We start from the raw sequence: 16,847 nt of genomic DNA, 5'->3' as shown, positions 1-16,847 counted from the left end.
ATCGTATCGGCCAACGGGTAATGATTCGCAGCCCGGCGACCCGCACCGGTACCCTTCGGTTACATTCCCATTGGCTTTTCGACGAGATCACCTGAGGCAGATGCTCATCGCCGGCTTCCCCGCAGGGGCCTTCCAGACCAATTGTTACGTCGTCGCGCCCGCTGCCGGCGAGGAGTGCGTCATCGTCGACCCAGGTCAGGACGCCACCCAGGGCGTGGAGGAGCTGCTGCGCGAGCACCGGCTCAAGCCCGTCGCCGTCCTGCTCACCCACGGCCACCTCGACCACGTCTGGTCGGTGGCTCCCGTCTGCGGCGCGCGCGACATCCCCGCGTGGATCCACCCCGACGACCGCCACCTGCTGTCCGACCCGGCCGCCGGCTGGTCCGGCACGAGCGCCTCGCTCTTCGGCGACCTGCGGCTGAGCGAGCCCGACGACGTGCGCGAGCTGTCCGACGGCGCGGTGCTGACGCTGGCCGGGCTGGAGTTCGTGGTCGACCACACGCCCGGCCATACCAGGGGGTCGGTGAGCTTCCGGCTGCCCGGCGACGCGATCATGTTCGCGGGCGACCTGCTGTTCGCCGGCTCCATCGGCCGCACCGACCTGCCCGGTGGCGACTACGCGACCATTCTTCGCAGCCTGGCTGCCAAGTGTCTGACGCTGCCTGACGATACGGTCGTCCTGCCGGGCCACGGACCACAGACCACGATCGGCCGCGAGCGCGCCGCCAACCCGTACCTGAAGGAGGCGGCGCCGCACGCCGGTCCCACACGAGGGATCTCATGACTTTCCAAGCACCCAAAGGCGTCAAGGAGTACGTCCCGCCGCAGGCTTCGACGTTCTACGCGATTCGCGGGGCGTTCGCGGAGACGGCCAGGCGCGCCGGATACGCCTACCTGGAGACGGCGGTCTTCGAGGACACGCAGTTGTTCGCGCGCGGGGTCGGCGAGTCCACCGACGTCGTCAGCAAGGAGATGTACACCTTCACCGACCGCGGCGGCAGGTCGCTGACGCTGCGCCCCGAGTTCACCGCGGGCGTGCTGCGCGCGGTCCTGGAGTACGGCCTGCACCGCGGCCAGCTCCCGGTGAAGGTCTGGACCGACGGGCCGGTGTTCCGCGCCGAGGCGCCCCAGGAGGGCCGCTACCGGCAGTTCTACCAACTCGACCTGGAGGCGATCGGCAGCGAGGACCCGGCGGTCGACGCCGAGACCATCGCGCTGGCCTGGCAGTGGTACACCACGCTCGGCCTCACCCAGGTCAGGCTGATGCTCAACTCCCTGGGCTGCGCGGAGTGCCGCCCGATCTACCGGGCGCGGCTGCAGGAGTTCCTGCGCGCGCTCGACCTCGACGAGCCCACCAGGGCGCGGATCGAGATCAACCCGTTGCGCGTGCTCGACGACAAGCGCCCGGAGGTGCGCGCGCAGCTGGAGGACGCGCCGCTCATCGGCGACCACCTCTGCGCCGCCTGCAAGACCTACCACTGCCAGGTCAAGCAGCTCCTGGCCGACCTCGGCATCCCGTGGGAGGACGCCCCCAGGCTGGTGCGCGGCCTCGACTACTACACCCGCACCACCTTCGAGTTCGACCACCCGCTGCTGGGCGCGCAGTCCGGGATCGGCGGCGGCGGCCGTTACGACGGGCTGTCGGAGGCCATCGGCGGGCCGCGCCTGCCCGGCATCGGTTTCGGTCTCGGCCTCGACCGCACGGTCATCGCCCTGGAGCGCGAAGGCATCGCCCTCGACGTGCCGCCGCGCTGCGAGGTGTACGGTGTGGCGCTGGGCGACGAGGCGGCGCGGTCGATGTTCAAGCTCGTGAGCGAGCTGCGCGCGGCCGGTGTCGCCGCCGACATGGCTTTCGGCGGCAAGGGGCTCAAGGGCGCGATGAAGGGCGCCGACCGCTCCGGCGCCGCGTTCGCGCTGATCCTGGGCGAGCGCGACCTCGCCGCCGAGGTCGCGCAAGTGAAAGACCTGGCCACCGCCGAGCAGGCAGAGGTGCCGCTGAGCCAGGTCGTCGACGTACTGAAGGGAAAGGTGAAGTGATCCGCAGGTCGGCGCGGGCTGGGTCGCCGCCTCCCTTCCCCTCCTCTCCGCATGAAGGGAAAGTGCAGTGATCCGCACGCATATGGCCGGGTCGCTCCGTGAGGAGCACGCCGGGCAGCAGGTGACGCTCGCGGGATGGGTGGCGCGCCGCCGTGACCACGGCGGCGTCGTCTTCATCGACCTGCGCGACGCCTCCGGCTCGGCGCAGGTGGTCTTCCGCGAGGAGGACCACGCCCACGACCTGCGCGCCGAGTACTGCGTGCAGGTCGTCGGCCAGGTCAGGGTGCGGCCCGAGGGCAACGAGAACCCCGACCTGCCGACCGGCGCGATCGAGGTGGTGGCCGACCAGGTCGAGGTGCTCAGCGAGTCGGCGCCGCTGCCGTTCCCGATCGAGGGCAACGTGGGGGTGTCGGAGGAGGCGCGGCTGAAGTACCGCTACCTCGACATCCGCCGCCAGCAGGTGGCCCACGCGATGCGCACCCGTTCCAAGGCCACCTACCTGGCCAACGAGGTGATGCACGAGCTCGGCTTCGTCTACGTCGAGACGCCCACGCTGACCCGCTCCACGCCCGAGGGCGCGCGCGACTTCCTGGTGCCGGTGCGCCTGCAGCCCGGCAACTGGTACGCGCTGCCGCAGTCGCCCCAGCTGTTCAAGCAGCTCCTCCAGGTCGCCGGCCTGGAGCGCTACTACCAGCTCGCCAAGTGCTACCGCGACGAGGACCTGCGGGCCGACCGGCAGCCGGAGTTCACCCAGATCGACGTCGAGATGTCCTTCGTCGACCAGGAGGACGTCATCACGGTCGGCGAGACGCTGATCGCGCGGCTGTGGAAGGAGATCGTCGGCTACGAGCTGCCGACTCCGCTGCCGCGCATGACGTACGCGGACGCCATGGCCCGCTACGGCTCCGACAAGCCCGACCTGCGCTTCGGCCAGGAGCTCGTCGAGATGACCGACTACTTCGCCAACACGTCGTTCCGCGTCTTCCAGGCCGACTACGTGGGCGCCGTGGTCATGCCCGGCGGCGCCTCGCAGACCCGCAAGGAGCTCGACGGCTGGCAGGAGTGGGCCCGTGCGCGCGGGGCCAAGGGCCTGGCGTACGTGCTCGTGCAGGAGGACGGCACGCTCGGCGGCCCGGTCGCGAAGAACCTGTCGGAGCAGGAGCTGTCGGGCCTGGCCGCCAAGGTCGGGGCCGAGCCCGGCGACGCCGTCTTCTTCGCCGCCGGCGCCAAGAACGCCTCCCGCGACCTGCTCGGCGCGGCCCGCCTGGAGATCGGGCGGCGCTGCGGGCTGATCGACGAGTCGCAGTGGTCGTTCCTGTGGGTCGTCGACGCGCCCATGTTCGAGGAGGACGGCGAGGGCGGCTGGACGGCCGTGCACCACCCGTTCACCGGGCCGAAGCCGGAGTGGGCCGACAACTTCCAGGACCACCCGGGCGAGGCCCTGGCGTACGCGTACGACATGGTCTGCAACGGCATGGAGATCGGCGGCGGCTCGATCCGTATCCACCGGGCCGAGATGCAGCAGCGCGTGTTCGACGTGCTCGGCATCTCCAAGGAGGAAGCGGAGAGCAAGTTCGGCTTCCTGCTCGAGGCGTTCAAGTACGGCCCGCCCCCGCACGGCGGCATCGCCTACGGCTGGGACCGGATCTGCATGCTGCTGTCCGGCGGCGAGTCGATCCGCGACGTGATCGCGTTCCCGAAGACGGCCTCCGGCTTCGACCCGCTCACGGGCGCGCCCACGCCGATCACGGCCGACCAGCGCAAGGAGGCCGGCGTCGACGCCGCGCCCAAGCAGCAGTAGGACCCAGAACGCGGAGGGCGGGCGTCGTGTGACGCCCGCCCTCCGCGTTTTCCGTTCCGCGCCGTCAGGCTCAGGAGAAGGTGATCTTCTTGATGATCACCGGGTTCTTGGGGGCCGTGGTGCCGCCGTCGCCGGTGATGTCGGCCTCGTTGACGATCAGGTCCTGGCCGCTCTTGGCCAGCCCGAGCAGGGTGTCCATGCCTTCGCTCACCATGCCGATCACCGAGTAGCCCGCGCCGATCTGCAGGTTCTCGTCCGAGAGGGAGAAGGCGAACTGGCTGTTGTTCTGGCCGGCCGCCTCACCCGGCTGCGTCATGAAGACGACGCCCTTGCCGAGCGGGATGTCGATGTTCTCGTCGCCGTAGACGTAGCCGGCCGTGCCCTGGCCGTCGGTCGGGTTCTTGCCGTCGGCCTTGGCCTGCGGGTCACCGCACTGCAGCATGTGCACGCCGGACACGTCGGGCGTGACCAGGCGGTGGCACTTCATGTCGTCGTAGAACTTCTTCTTCGACAGGAAGTTGATCGAGTTGATCGCGCACGGCGCGGCGTCGGTCATGAGGTCGACGACGACGGTGCCCTGGTTGAGGGCGATCGTCATCTTCTTCCACTTCATGTTCGGCTTCTTGGGAGGCAGCCCGACGAACTTGTTGGGCACCGTGTCGTCCCGCTTGTACGTGCAGGACACCGGGCCCGTCCTCGTCGGGCTGGGAGACGGATCGGGCAGGACCCCCGTGGAGGCGCTCGCCGAGGGCGAGGCGCTGCTGTCGGCCGCGACCGGCTCCGGCACCGCGTCCCTGTTGACCAGGGTGGTCGCGGCGAAGATGCCTCCGGCCACCAGCACCACGGCCACGCCCGCGCCGATGAAGGTGTTCCGCCTGGCATTGCCGGTCTGCTCGGCGGCCCGCTTGGCCTGCCGTTCCTTGTGCGCCCGCGCCAGCTCGCTCTGGCGGTCTTCTTCGTTCTGGCGGTCGTCGCCGCTCACCGCTATGTCCCTTCACTTTTACCAACGCATGACGTAAACAACTCCGCGAATGCTACCGGCCCCCGATATGTGACGGACGTAAGTGACGAAAGCCGCGCGGTCTGACTGCTGAGGTCGCGAACCTTATCGTGCTCCCATGCGTAGTTGAAATGAGCACTAAGGAGAGAGCATGTTCGACGAGATCCTCGGCCTGCCGGCCCACCCTTTGATCATCCACTTCGCCGTGGTGCTGACCCCGCTGCTGGTCGGCGTCGCGGTCGTCTACGCGCTGCTGCCGCGCTGGCGGGCGAACACGGCCTGGGCGCTGGTGCTGCTCTCCCTGGCCGCCCCCGTGGCCGTCTTCGCGGCCAGGCAGAGCGGCGAGAGCCTCAAGGAGGCCCGCTTCGGCTCGGCCGAGGGCGAACTTGCCACCCGCATCTCCGCCCACGAGAGCTTCGCCACCCCGCTGCTGCTGTCGGTGCTCGGGCTCACCGTCGCCGCGCTTCTGCTCGTGTACGCCACCAGCCCGGCCCGCGCCTCCGTCGGCCGCGACCGTTTCGGCCGTCCTGTCACCCTCGTCCTGACGGCGCTGACGGTCGTGCTGGCGGTCGTCGCCGGCTACTTCGTCTTCCAGGCCGGCGACAGCGGTGCGAGGGCCGTGTGGGGGATGTGACCGGGGCCGCCGGGCCCGGCGCACCGTGTAATCTCGCGTTGTGGACAGCCTGTTCGACAGCGCGGCCGAGGAGGCCACGCCGCAGCCGCTCGCGGTGCGGATGCGCCCCCGCACGCTCGACGAGGTGATCGGCCAGCGTCACCTGCTCGGTCCGGGCACCCCGCTGCGGCGCCTGGTCGAGAGCGAGGCTCCCATGTCGCTGTTCCTGTGGGGCCCGCCCGGCACCGGCAAGACCACGCTCGCCTACGTCGTCTCCAACGTCACCAAGCGCCGCTTCGTCGAGATCTCCGCCGTGTCCGCCGGCGTCAAGGACGTGCGGGCCGCCATCGACAACGCCCGCCGCGAGCTCGGCATGACCGGCCGCCAGACCGTGCTGTTCGTCGACGAGGTGCACCGCTTCAACAAGGCCCAGCAGGACGCCCTGCTGCCCGCCGTGGAGAACCGCTGGGTCACGTTCATCGGCGCCACCACGGAAAACCCGTTCTTCTCGGTCATCTCGCCGCTGCTGTCGCGCTCGCTGCTGCTCACGCTGGAGTCCCTGTCCGACGACGACGTGCGCGCGGTGCTGGAGCGGGCCGTGACCGACCCGCGCGGCCTCGGCGGTCGCGCCACGCTGGCCCCCCAGGCCCTCGACCATCTCGTACGCCTGGCCGGCGGCGACGCGCGCCGGTCGCTGACGTACCTCGAGGCGGCGGCGCTGCTGGCCGACGACATCACCGTCGAGGTGGTCGAGAAGGCCGTCGACAAGGCCGCCGTACGGTACGACCGGCAGGGCGACCAGCACTACGACGTGATCAGCGCGTTCATCAAGTCGATGCGCGGCTCCGACGCCGACGCCGCGCTCCACTACCTGGCCCGCATGATCGAGGCGGGGGAGGACCCGCGCTTCATCGCCCGCCGCATCGTCATCTTCGCCTCGGAGGACGTCGGCATGGCCGACCCGGCGTGCCTGCAGACGGCGGTGGCCGCGGCGCAGGCCGTGCAGCTCATCGGGCTGCCCGAGGGGCAGATCAACCTGGCGCACGCCGTCATCCACTGCGCGCTGGCGCCCAAGTCCAACGCCGTGGTCAAGGCCATCGGGGCCGCGATCGGCGACGTACGCAAGGGGCTCATCGGCCAGGTGCCCCAGCATCTGCGCGACGCGCACTACCCGGGCGCGGCCAAGCTCGGCCACGGCGACGCCTACAAATACCCCCACGACTTCGACCACGGCCTGGTCCGCCAGGAGTACGCGCCCGAACAGGTGCGCGAGCGGCGCTACTACGAGCCGACCCGCCACGGCGCCGAGGCCCCGGTGGCCGACCGCTGGTCCCGGATCCGCGACTTCCTCCGCGGCTCCTGACCCACCTCCCGGCCTCCTGCTCCGGAGGCTGCCTCGCCCGCCCCGCCGGTCCCCCGGCATCACGCGTGGTGGTGTGGCGGTCGCTCGGCTACCTCGGCGTTCGGCGGTAGGTTTGCGCGTCGTGTCCGACTATCGTGCCTCCTTCGACGCTGCGATCGCCTTCGGCAACGGTGGCGATCTGACCGTCCACGGGTTCCGTGTCGACCTGCCCGGACCCGACGCCACGGAGAGCGAGATCGCGGCGTTGTTCGTGGCCTCGCTCGGCCTGCTGATGACGGACGCCGTGGAGCTGAGCGACGTGCGGATCTTCCCCGAGCCGCACAAGGGCACCAGGGGCGGCCCGTCCGACCGGAGCCGTGCGCAGGGGTCGCCGGGATCGACCGCGCTGGTCGAGCTGGACCGTGCGGCATCGGAGGGTGCGTCCTTCATCTGGGCGCCCGGTGGAGACCTCGCCGCCGTTCCGCTCTCCCGGAGTGTGGATCTGCCCGCCGTCGTGGTGCGGGTGGCCGGTGCGACCGCGCGTGCGATCGACGTCGGTGCGCTGGCGGCCTTCGACGTACGCGGTCATGCGGTCCTGCTGGACACGGGCGCGCACGACGACTTCGTCCTCACCGCCGCCGCCGCGGAGTGGCTGGTGGAGCACGGTGCCGCGCTGGTCGGCACCGACACCGGCGAGCTCCGGGGCGGCGAAGGGGAGGGGGCCGTGCGGGAGCGGCTGTTGGGCGGGGGCGTCGCCGTGGTGGAGGGGCTGGGCGGGCTCGAAAAGCTGCCGCCGACCGGGGCGCTGTTCTCCGCGCCGCCTCCGCGTCTCACGGGCGTGGCCCGCGCCCCGGTCCGCGCCTACGCCCGCGTGCCCGAGTGAACGCGTCCCTACGTCTGCGTGAGTTTGGGCATGAACGCGGATATAGCCGAAGAAAGCTCTGGAATTCGTACTAAATTGGCGATCTTGGGGAATCAGGGCCTTGTGAAGGTGACCGTTACCCCCCGCGGCGGCCTGTTCGGGCCCCGGTCGATCACCTGGCGGGTCCACACCGAGCCGCTCGGTCCGACGGCCGCCGTACGCGCCTTCCAGCTCCAGGCCCTGCACCCTCGCACCATCCGCGGCATCGCCCAGAACGTCCTCCTGGACGACCCCGAGGAGGCCCGCGCCAGACTGCGCCGTGTGCAGGACTTCGTCACGGTGCGCACGTTCGGCACCCTTGAGCAAGCGGAGCAGGCCGCCGAACGGGTGCGCCGGGCGCAGGCCCGCCTCGTCGGCCTCGACCCCGACACCGGCGCCCTGTTCCGCGTGCACGACGAGGAGAACCTGCGCTGGGCCCACTGCGCGGAGGTCTCCTCGCACCTGGAGATCGCCCTGCGCGCCGGCCTGCAGCTCACCCCCGCCGAGCAGGACGCGTACGTGGCCGAGCAGCGCCTCAGCGCCCGGCTCGTCGGCCTGCGCGACGTGCCCGGCGACACCGCCGAGCTGGCCGCCTGCCTCGACGGCATGCGCCCCCGCCTGGCCGCCACGCCCGAGGCCCGCGACGCCCTGCGCCGCGGCATGACCCCGCGACCGTCGCTCCGGCCCGCGCTCTGCTCGCACACCGCCGCCGGCGCGCTGGCGTACGCGACCCTGCCGGGCTGGGCCCGCGAGATGTACGGCCACAGCGGCGACGCGGCCGCCGAGCACGCCGCCGGCGCGGTGCTGAAGGCGCTGCGCCGGGCGGCGGCCGCGATGCCGGAGCGGCTGGTGGCGCCCGAGGTCAGGGCCGCGCGCGCCCTCATGCGGCCGGCCGCCGACGCGGCCGGGGCCGACGTGGCTGCCTGATCCGGGTAAGTTTCCGCACTAACGTTGTCACCCGAACGCGATAGGGTCTTGCCGTTCCGGCCCAGCGTACGAGGGAGATGCGCGGATGCTTACCGCTGGAGAGGTCGCCGGGCTGATCGCGGCCACGGGCTGGATAGTCCTGGTCTGCGTGATGGCCATGGTGCTCGTCAAGCTCGCCAGGCTGCTCACCGAGACCACCAAGGCGGTCTCCGACCTCAACGAGCGCCTCAGGCCACTGCTCGACGACGTGAGCGTCACGGTCAACGAGACCAACCGGCAGCTGGTCGCCGTCGAGGCCATCGCCAAGGACGTCAAGCAGGTCACCAGCCACGCGGCCAGGCTCAGCGGTGTGACGCAGACCATCTTCACCGGCCCGCTGATCAAGGTGTCCGCGCTGGGCCACGGCGTGCGCAGGGCGATCGAGGCCCGCCGTACGACCAGGCCGCGCCCGGTCCGGGCGGGGAGGCCGCGGTGATCAGGCGGCTGTTCTACCTGTCACTCGGAGCGTTCCTTACCCTGTGGGTGGTGCGCAGACTGCAGGCGCTGCAGCCCGACCACGTCGCCCGCCGGGCGGCCCACCGCGCGACGGGCATGCTCCAGCAGGTGAGAGACTTTACCCACGACGTGCTCGGCGAGGCCGCGGAGCGCGAAACGGAGTTGCGAGCCCGCTTCGAGCTCGGCAACCCTGATAACCACAACTGACTAAACGCAAAGGATGGCCACCATGGAGTCGGCAGAGATCGCCCGCCGCTTCCTGCGCTTCTTCGAGGAGCGTGGGCACAAGGTAGTGCCCTCGGCCAGCCTGATCGCTGAGGACCCCACGCTTCTCCTGGTTCCTGCCGGTATGGTGCCGTTCAAGCCGTACTTCCTGGGGCAGCGCAAGCCTCCGGCGTCCAGGCTGACCACAGCGCAGAAGTGCGTCCGCACGCCCGACATCGACGAGGTCGGCAAGACCACGCGGCACGCGACGTTCTTCCAGATGCTCGGCAACTTCTCCTTCGGCGACTACTTCAAGTCCGAGGCGATCCCGTTCGCGTGGGAGCTGCTCACCCGCTCCGAGGCCGACGGAGGCTTCGGCTTCCCCGAGGACAAGCTGTGGGCGACGGTCTACCTCGACGACGACGAGGCCTACGACATCTGGCGCAACAAGGTCGGCCTGCCCGAGGAGCGCATCCAGCGCCGCGGCCTCGAGGACAACTACTGGCACATGGGCGTGGCCGGCCCCGGCGGCCCCTGTTCGGAGATCTACTACGACCGCGGTGCCGAATACGGCAAGGAGGGCGGCCCCGTCGCCGACGAGGACCGCTACCTCGAGGTGTGGAACCTCGTCTTCATGCAGTACCAGCTCAGCACCGTCCGGTCCAAGGTCGACTTCGACGTGGCGGGCGAGCTGCCGGCGAAGAACATCGACACCGGCATGGGCCTGGAGCGCATGGCGGCCATCCTGCAGGGCGTCGACAACATCTACGAGATCGACACCACGTACAAGATCCTTGACAAGGCGGCGGAGCTCACCAAGACCCGCTACGGCCGCGACAGCCGCGCCGACGTCAGCCTGCGCGTGGTCGCCGACCATGTCCGCACCGGCACGATGCTGGTGGCCGACGGCGTCCTGCCCGGCAACGAGGGCCGCGGCTACGTCCTGCGCCGCATCCTGCGCCGTTCCGTGCGCAACCTGCGCATGCTCGGCTCCGGCGACGACCGCTACATGCACGAGCTGACCGACGTCGCGATCAACGTCATGGGCGAGCAGTACCCTCAGCTCAGGGTCGACGCGCCGCAGATCCACGGGATCATCGACGCGGAGGAGGCGAGCTTCCTCGGCACGCTCCGCACCGGTACGGCGATCTTCGACGTGGCGGTGGAGGAGACCAAGCGCAAGTCCGGCACGACGCTCTCCGGCGACCAGGCGTTCAAGCTCCACGACACCTACGGCTTCCCCATCGACCTCACGCTGGAGATGGCGGCCGAGCAGGGGCTCAAGGTCGACGAAGAGGGCTTCCGCCGCCTGATGAAGGAGCAGAAGGCGGCGGCCAAGGCCGACGCGGCGGCGAAGAAGACCGGCAACGCCGACATCTCCGTCTTCGGCCACCTGCTGGAGAGCGCCGGGAAGGTCGAGTTCCTCGGCTACGACCAGACCGAGGCCGACACCAGCGTGGTCGGCATCCTCGTCGACGGCGCGTCGGTGCCGGTGGCGGGTGAGGGCTCCACCGTCGAGGTGGTGCTCCAGCGCACGCCGTTCTACGCCGAGGGCGGTGGCCAGCTCGCCGACCAGGGTGTCATCCGCACCAGCGGCGCCGAGGTCGACATCCTCGACGTGCAGCAGCCGCTGCCCGGGCTCGTCGTCCACCGCGGCAAGATCCGCATCGGCGAGCTCAGGGTCGGCGACGAGGCGCAGGCCGAGATCGACATCGAGCGCCGCCGCGCGATCTCGCGCAGCCACAGCGCCACCCATCTCGTCCACCGTGGCTTCAAGAACGCGCTCGGCGAGACGGCGGCGCAGGCCGGCTCGGAGAACTCCCCGGGCCGCTTCCGCTTCGACTTCACCGCGGCGGGCGCGGTGCCGGCGAGCGTGCTGCGCGACGTCGAGGACGAAGTCAACGCCGTGCTCATCAACGACCTCCAGGTCAACGCCTTCTACACCTCGCAGGCGGAGGCCCGGGCGATGGGCGCCCTCGCGATGTTCGGCGAGAAGTACGGCGACGAGGTCCGCGTCGTCGAGATCGGCGACTACTCCCGCGAGCTGTGCGGCGGCACCCACGTCCACAGCTCCGGCCAGCTCGGCCTGGTCAAGGTGCTGGGCGAGCAGTCGGTCGGCGCGGGCGTGCGCCGCGTCGAGGCGCTCGTCGGCATCGACGCCTTCCGCTTCCTGGCGCGTGAGAGCGTGCTCGTCGCCCAGCTCACCGAGCAGCTCAAGGCCCGCCGCGAGGAGCTGCCCGAGCGCATCGAGGGCATCGTCACCCGGCTGCGCACGGCAGAGAAGGAGCTGGAGAAGGTCCGCTCGGCCCAGGTGCTCCAGGTGGCCGGCGATCTCGTCTCCCAGGCCCGCGACCTGCGGGGTGTCTCCGTCGTGACACACCGCGCGCCTGATGGAACCGGTGCCGACGACCTGCGTAAGCTCGCGCTTGACGTGCGTGGCAGGTTCCCGGCCGACCGGCCGGCGGTCGTCGTGATCGCCGGTGCCCCCTCCGACCGGCCCGTGGTGGTTGCCGCGGTCAACGAGGCGGGGCGCGAGCGGGGGCTCAAGGCCGGGCAGCTGGTCGGCGTCGCCGCCAAGGCTCTTGGGGGTGGCGGTGGCGGCAAGGACGACGTCGCGCAGGGTGGCGGCTCACGACCGGAGGCGATCGGCGACGCGCTGCGCCTGGTTGAGGAGGCCGTCGCGGGGCAGCTCGGCTGACATGAGGTTCGGTTCGCGGATCGGCGTCGACGTCGGTTCCGTACGCATCGGTGTGGCCCGCAGTGACCCGTCGGGCCTGCTGGCCACGCCGGTGGAGACTGTCAGGCGGGGCAAGGGCGACCTCGACCGCATCGCCGCGATCGTCGCCGAGCACGAGGCGATCGAGGTCGTGGTGGGGCTGCCCACCTCGCTGTCCGGGCGTGAGGGCCAGGCGGCCGGGCTGGCGCGCGAGTTCGCCACCAAGCTGGCCGCACGGCTGGCGCCGACGCCCGTGCGGCTGTTCGACGAACGACTCACCACGGTCGCGGCGCAGCACGGCCTGCGGGCCAGCGGCGTACGCGCCAAGAAGCAGAAGGGCGTCGTCGACCAGGCGGCCGCGGTCGTGCTGCTGCAGGACGCCCTCGACTCCGAACGTGCCACAGAAAGACCACCAGGCAGGCCCGTCGAACCGCCCACCGCGGCCGACGGACCTGCCTCATGAGCGGGCGGCACAGGTTCCGGGCACCGGCCCGGCTCGCCGGCGGGGTGGTCGCGTGACCAGGACTCCTGAGAACGACGACGACCTCGGCGACATGATCCCGTTCCAGCGGGACGACACCATGCCCGACGCGGCGTCCCCGCCTGACGACACCACCGGCACGGGAGAGCCGCCCGACGGCACCGCTGCCGCGGCGGCGGAGGCTCCCGACCGCACGCGCGGCCGGGAGCCGGAGGGCGACGTGTGGCCCGAGGGCGTGGACGGCCCAGCGCGCAGTGAACGAGCGCCGGGTGCTCAGCACCCGGCCGTGCCGCCCGATGAGGCGGTGAGTGCCGAGCAACCTGGCGGGACCCCAAGTCAGGCCGGACGCGGGGACTTGGGCGGTTCCCGCCCCGGGCACGCGGCAGGCGGCCCCGATCAGACGGGCGATCGCGGGCAGGCGGCAGGCGGCCCCGATCAGCCGGGCGACGCTGAGCAAGCGACAGGCGGCCCCGACCAGATGGGCGACGATGCGCGATCGCCAAGCGGTGCTGGTCAGGCTGGCGGTGTTGGGCTGAAGGGCGCCGCTGAGCAGGTGGGTCGCGCTGAGCGATCGGCCGGCGGCGGTGGGCGGCCGGAGACTGTCCGGCCCACTGCGGCGGAAGATGGTGGGCGAGCCCCCGAAGGCGGCAGGCGGTCCGGGGGGTCCCACGCCGGGGCGTCGTTCGACGACTCCGGGGAGGACGGCCGTCACGAGAGTGGCGGGCGTTTCGGCGGTTTCCGGCGGGGTGCGTCCTCTGGTGAGGAGGACCGCGCCCGTCGTGAGGGTCGCGAAGTCCAGGGGGCGGCTCGTCGGAGGCGGGCGCTGCGGAAGGCGGGGCTGTTGTCCGCGGGGCTGGTCGCCGGGGTGCTGGTGATCGGCGCGGGGGCGGTGGCGCTGCTGAAGCCGTACCTGAGTCCTGATGACTTCGAGGGGACGGGCAGCGCCGCCGTGACGGTGCGCATCGCGCCCGGGTCCAGTGCGGCGGCCATCGGCTCCACGCTGGAGGAGGCGGGGGTCGTGGCGAGCGCCGAGTCGTTCGTCCGGGCGACGGAGGACCGCGCCGTGAGCGACCGGCTGCGGCCGGGCCACTACCGGCTGCGCAAGGGCATGGCCGCCACGGCCGCGCTCGACCTGCTGCTCGCGCCCGCCTCCCGGGTGGTGAAGCGGGTCACGGTGCCCGAGGGGCTGCGGGTCTCCGAGGTGTTCGCCCGCGTCGCGAAGCAGGCCGGCATCCCGCTCAAGGAGCTCCAGAGCGTCGACAAGGAGCTGGTCGGCCTGCCCGAGTACGCCCGGGGCCTGGAAGGCTTCCTGTTCCCGGCCACGTACGAGATCGAGCCCGGCGACACGGCGGTCGACGTGCTGGCGGCGATGGTCGAGCGCTTCACCCAGGCGGCGCGCCACGTGGGCCTGGAGGAGAAGGCGAAGCAGGTGAAGCTGGACCCGCTCGAGGCCGTCACGGTGGCCAGCCTCATCCAGGCCGAGGGCGGCACCGACGAGGACTACCCGAAGATCTCCAGGGTGATCTACAACCGCCTGGCCAAGGACGCCCCGCTGGAGATCGACAGCACCGTCCTGTACGCGCAGAACCGCCGCACTCTGAAGGTCACGGAGAGCGACACCAAGGTGAGCTCTCCCTACAACACGTATCGCCGCAAGGGACTGCCTCCGGGACCCATCGCGAATCCCGGAGAGAAGGCCCTGATAGCCGCCCTGAACCCTGCCAAAGGTGATTGGTATTGGTTTGTAACGACGGATCCTGCGCATAGAATCACCAAATTCACCGACAAAGAGAGCGAGTTCGTGAGATACCGGGAAGAGCTGAACAAGAACCTCGGGACGAACTGATGTTCGCTGACCTTCCTCTCGTTCCGGTACGAGACCCCTCAAAAGGGGCATACGTCCTCTTTTCGTCCCCTAGCATGGCTACCCAGAGTGATCTCCGCTGGTCGTGGGAGCATGCCCGGCGGACCCCCCAGTTCCGCTCGGTGACCCCAGCCGGTTGGGCAGTTCCGCTTGACGTCCGGCGGGCGGCACCGGGAGATTGGCCAGCGCACCTATGAACGATCTCGACCTCAACACGCTGCTCGGCGCCGAGGACGACGGGTCCACCCGGTCCGGCGCCCGGGGCGGTAGACGCACATCCCGCAGGCGGCGCCGGCGCCGCGGCAGGGGCCGTTTCCTGGCGCCGCTGCTCGCCTTCGTCGTGCTGGCCGGGATCATCGGCAGCGGCGGATACTACGGCTACCGGTGGATCAACGACGCTCTCGTGCCCGACGACTTCACCGGCCAGGGCGCCGGCGAGGTCGTCATCGAGATCAAGGACGGCCAGAGCGCCTCCGACGTGGCACTGGAGCTGGAGCAGCAGGGCGTCGTGGCCAGCGCGAGGGCGTTCACCAACGCCGTCGGCAACGCCAACATGAGCGACAAGCTGCAGCCCGGCGAGTACAAGATGCGCAAGCGGATGTCGGCCGCCGCCGCGGTGGGCCTGCTCAACCCCGACAACCGCCTGCTCGCCACCGTGACGATCGCGGAAGGCCTGCGGCTGTCCCAGATGTTGCCCAAGCTGGCGGAGAAGACCGGCAAACCGATCAAGGAGTTCCAGGCCGCGGCCAAGGACGCCGAGGGCCTCGACCTCCCGTCGTACGCCAAGGGCAAGCTCGAGGGCTACGCCTTCCCCGCCACGTACGAGTTCCAGCCGAAGACCACCCCGAAGCAGATGCTCGCGGCGATGGTCGAGCGGTACCGGCAGACCGCGAAGAGCATCGAGCTCGAGGAGGGCGCCAAGGCGCTCGGGCACACCCCGCACGAGATCATGACCATCGCCAGCATCATCCAGGCCGAGGCCGGGCGCGTCGAGGACATGTCGAAGATCGCCCGCGTCATCTACAACCGGCTGGACCACGACCCGCCGATGACGCTGTCGATGGACAGCACGGTGATGTACGCGCTCGGCAAGTTCCGCACCTACGCGACCCATGCCGAGCTGGAGAGCAAGTCCCCGTACAACACCTACAGGCGCCATGGGCTGCCGCCCGGCCCGATCACCAATCCCGGTGACCACGCCATCGAGGCGGCGCTCAACCCGGCCGACGGCGACTGGCTGTTCTTCGTCGCCACCGACGAGAAGAGCAACGTCACCAAGTTCGCCACCACGGAGACCGAGCGCCAGGCCCTGGTGGCCGAGTGCAGGGCGAACGGCGGCTGCGGCGGCTGATCCCCGGATCGCCGTCCGTCCGAGCGCCGGACGGACGGCGATAGGGTCGTCCTGTTCGGAAGGAGTGGGGATGCGCGCTGCGGTGATGGGGTCGCCCATCGGCCATTCGCTCTCGCCCTGCCTGCACAGGGCGGCCTACCGCGCGATGGGCCTCGACGCGTGGAGCTACGAGGCGTTCGAGTGCGACGAGGCGGGGCTGGCCGGCATGCTGGAGGCGTTGCGGCCGGTCAGGGGTGAGCCCGGCGACGACGTGTGGGCCGGGCTGTCGCTCACCATGCCGCTCAAACGTGCCGTGCTGCCGCTGCTCGACACGGTCGCCGAGCCGGCCGTCGAGGTGGGCGGGGCCAACACCGTGGTCTTCCGCGACGGGCGGCGACACGGCGACAACACCGACGTCTACGGCATCGAGCGCGCCCTGGCCGAGGCCGGGGTGGCGGCGCCGCGCTCGGCGGCCGTGCTGGGCGGCGGCGCCACGGCGGCCTCCGCGCTGGCGGCGCTGCGCAACCTGGGCCTGTACTCCGCGACGCTGCTCGTACGCGATCCCGCGCGGGCGGGGGAGACCGCGCGGGTGGCCGAGCGGCTCGGCGTGGCGCTGGCGGTGGAGACGTTCGACAAGCTCGACGCGTTCACGGGAGTCGACCTCGTGGTCTCGACGCTGCCGGGCGGGGCCGCCGACGCCTTCGCCGACCGGCTGGCGTGCGTGCCGGCGCTGTTCGACGTGATCTACGCGCCGTGGCCGACCCGGGCGGCCTCGGCCGTCCAGGCAGCGGGCGGCACGGTGATCGGGGGCTTCGAGATGCTGCTGCACCAGGCGGTGCGGCAGGTGGAGCTGATGACCGGCCAGGCCGGTGTGCCGGTGCAGGCCATGCGGGAGGCGGGGGAGGCCGAACTGCGCCGCCGAACGGCCCTGTCGTGAGAGCTGGCGAACCCTTTGCGAGGGCGTGTCCCGGAAGTGACCCCGCTCGGGATGATTCGAACGCCCGCCGTGGTTGTGGTAGTGTAGCTCTCTGATCGGTCCGGCATGTTTGCTGGACGCGCAAGCGGAGGTCTCCCTCCCACCCGAGTCGCCGAAAGGTGGCCGGGTCCAGGATCACGCCGGACTCTCCGGGGAGCTC

Annotated in this window: 15 protein-coding genes; 14 read left to right on the top strand and 1 reads right to left on the bottom strand. The window is 71.0% G+C overall.

What is annotated here, in order from left to right; genetic code table 11:
- The first annotated feature begins 100 nt into the window (after nt 1-100).
- The 3 genes from ACIBP6_RS24075 (at nt 101) to aspS (ending at nt 3,838) form a co-directional block, all read left to right on the top strand.
- On the top strand, nt 101-784 hold the full coding sequence (locus ACIBP6_RS24075) for an MBL fold metallo-hydrolase (RefSeq protein ID WP_397055521.1): 684 nt from the start codon (nt 101-103) through the stop codon (nt 782-784).
- The gene (gene hisS, locus ACIBP6_RS24070; protein WP_397055519.1) at nt 781-2,037 is read left to right on the top strand and encodes a histidine--tRNA ligase; all 1,257 of its coding nucleotides are present in this window, start codon (nt 781-783) and stop codon (nt 2,035-2,037) included. Before ACIBP6_RS24075 ends, hisS begins: the two co-directional genes overlap by 4 nt.
- 67 nt (nt 2,038-2,104) lie before the next feature.
- Nucleotides 2,105-3,838, top strand: coding sequence for an aspartate--tRNA ligase (aspS, locus tag ACIBP6_RS24065; protein WP_397055517.1), 1,734 nt, complete (start codon nt 2,105-2,107; stop codon nt 3,836-3,838).
- Between the two features lie 70 nt (nt 3,839-3,908).
- Here the strand turns inward: aspS and ACIBP6_RS24060 are convergent, their stop codons facing one another.
- Nucleotides 3,909-4,820, bottom strand: a complete 912-nt coding sequence (locus tag ACIBP6_RS24060; protein ID WP_397055515.1) for a peptidylprolyl isomerase — start codon at nt 4,818-4,820, stop codon at nt 3,909-3,911.
- 169 nt (nt 4,821-4,989) lie between these two features.
- Between ACIBP6_RS24060 and ACIBP6_RS24055 the strand changes: the two genes are divergently transcribed.
- The 11 genes from ACIBP6_RS24055 to ACIBP6_RS24005 all read left to right on the top strand — a co-directional run bounded on the left by ACIBP6_RS24055 (nt 4,990) and on the right by ACIBP6_RS24005 (nt 16,648).
- A complete protein-coding gene (locus ACIBP6_RS24055) occupies nt 4,990-5,472 on the top strand; it encodes a DUF2231 domain-containing protein (protein ID WP_397055513.1) in 483 nt (160 codons plus the stop codon).
- Between the two features lie 40 nt (nt 5,473-5,512).
- A complete protein-coding gene (locus tag ACIBP6_RS24050) occupies nt 5,513-6,814 on the top strand; it encodes a replication-associated recombination protein A (protein ID WP_397055511.1) in 1,302 nt (433 codons plus the stop codon).
- Between the two features lie 121 nt (nt 6,815-6,935).
- Nucleotides 6,936-7,676: a cyclase family protein gene (locus tag ACIBP6_RS24045; RefSeq protein ID WP_397055510.1), complete on the top strand. Its 741-nt coding sequence runs from the start codon at nt 6,936-6,938 to the stop codon at nt 7,674-7,676.
- 108 nt (nt 7,677-7,784) lie between these two features.
- The gene (locus ACIBP6_RS24040; protein WP_397055508.1) at nt 7,785-8,621 is read left to right on the top strand and encodes an oxygenase MpaB family protein; all 837 of its coding nucleotides are present in this window, start codon (nt 7,785-7,787) and stop codon (nt 8,619-8,621) included.
- An 85-nt stretch (nt 8,622-8,706) separates the two neighbouring features.
- Nucleotides 8,707-9,096 (top strand): DUF948 domain-containing protein, encoded by a 390-nt coding sequence (locus tag ACIBP6_RS24035; protein ID WP_397055506.1) that lies wholly within the window; start codon nt 8,707-8,709, stop codon nt 9,094-9,096.
- Between the two features lie 50 nt (nt 9,097-9,146).
- Nucleotides 9,147-9,323, top strand: a complete 177-nt coding sequence (locus ACIBP6_RS24030) for a hypothetical protein (RefSeq protein WP_397055504.1) — start codon at nt 9,147-9,149, stop codon at nt 9,321-9,323.
- A gap of 22 nt (nt 9,324-9,345) precedes the next feature.
- The gene (gene alaS / locus ACIBP6_RS24025) at nt 9,346-12,018 is read left to right on the top strand and encodes an alanine--tRNA ligase (RefSeq protein ID WP_397055502.1); all 2,673 of its coding nucleotides are present in this window, start codon (nt 9,346-9,348) and stop codon (nt 12,016-12,018) included.
- Between the two features lies 1 nt (nt 12,019).
- Complete coding sequence (ruvX, locus tag ACIBP6_RS24020) at nt 12,020-12,499, top strand: Holliday junction resolvase RuvX (RefSeq protein ID WP_132615517.1); 480 nt, start codon at nt 12,020-12,022, stop codon at nt 12,497-12,499.
- A gap of 859 nt (nt 12,500-13,358) precedes the next feature.
- Nucleotides 13,359-14,363 carry an endolytic transglycosylase MltG gene (gene mltG / locus ACIBP6_RS24015; protein ID WP_246075055.1) on the top strand — a complete coding sequence of 335 codons (1,005 nt, stop codon included), beginning with the start codon at nt 13,359-13,361 and terminating at the stop codon, nt 14,361-14,363.
- 211 nt (nt 14,364-14,574) lie between these two features.
- Nucleotides 14,575-15,732 carry an endolytic transglycosylase MltG gene (gene mltG, locus ACIBP6_RS24010; protein ID WP_397055499.1) on the top strand — a complete coding sequence of 386 codons (1,158 nt, stop codon included), beginning with the start codon at nt 14,575-14,577 and terminating at the stop codon, nt 15,730-15,732.
- A 70-nt stretch (nt 15,733-15,802) separates the two neighbouring features.
- Entirely contained in the window at nt 15,803-16,648 is an 846-nt protein-coding gene (locus ACIBP6_RS24005) for a shikimate dehydrogenase (protein ID WP_397055497.1), read from the top strand.
- Nucleotides 16,649-16,847 lie beyond the last annotated feature (199 nt).

This window comes from Nonomuraea terrae (assembly GCF_044465245.1).
In the GTDB taxonomy this organism is placed as follows: domain Bacteria; phylum Actinomycetota; class Actinomycetes; order Streptosporangiales; family Streptosporangiaceae; genus Nonomuraea; species Nonomuraea terrae.
Note: the sequence above shows the minus strand (reverse complement) of the source record. Positions and strands in the feature narration are given on the sequence as shown.

Bases quoted from the DNA above. Each gene is read 5' to 3' on its own strand.
- ACIBP6_RS24075 (WP_397055521.1), top strand. From the start codon at position 101: ATGCTCATCGCCGGCTTCCCCGCAGGGGCCTTCCAGACCAATTGTTAC.
- hisS (WP_397055519.1), top strand. From the start codon at position 781: ATGACTTTCCAAGCACCCAAAGGCGTCAAGGAGTACGTCCCGCCGCAG.
- ACIBP6_RS24055 (WP_397055513.1), top strand. From the start codon at position 4,990: ATGTTCGACGAGATCCTCGGCCTGCCGGCCCACCCTTTGATCATCCAC.
- ACIBP6_RS24035 (WP_397055506.1), top strand. From the start codon at position 8,707: ATGCTTACCGCTGGAGAGGTCGCCGGGCTGATCGCGGCCACGGGCTGG.
- alaS (WP_397055502.1), top strand. From the start codon at position 9,346: ATGGAGTCGGCAGAGATCGCCCGCCGCTTCCTGCGCTTCTTCGAGGAG.
- ruvX (WP_132615517.1), top strand. From the start codon at position 12,020: ATGAGGTTCGGTTCGCGGATCGGCGTCGACGTCGGTTCCGTACGCATC.
- mltG (WP_397055499.1), top strand. From the start codon at position 14,575: ATGAACGATCTCGACCTCAACACGCTGCTCGGCGCCGAGGACGACGGG.
- ACIBP6_RS24005 (WP_397055497.1), top strand. From the start codon at position 15,803: ATGCGCGCTGCGGTGATGGGGTCGCCCATCGGCCATTCGCTCTCGCCC.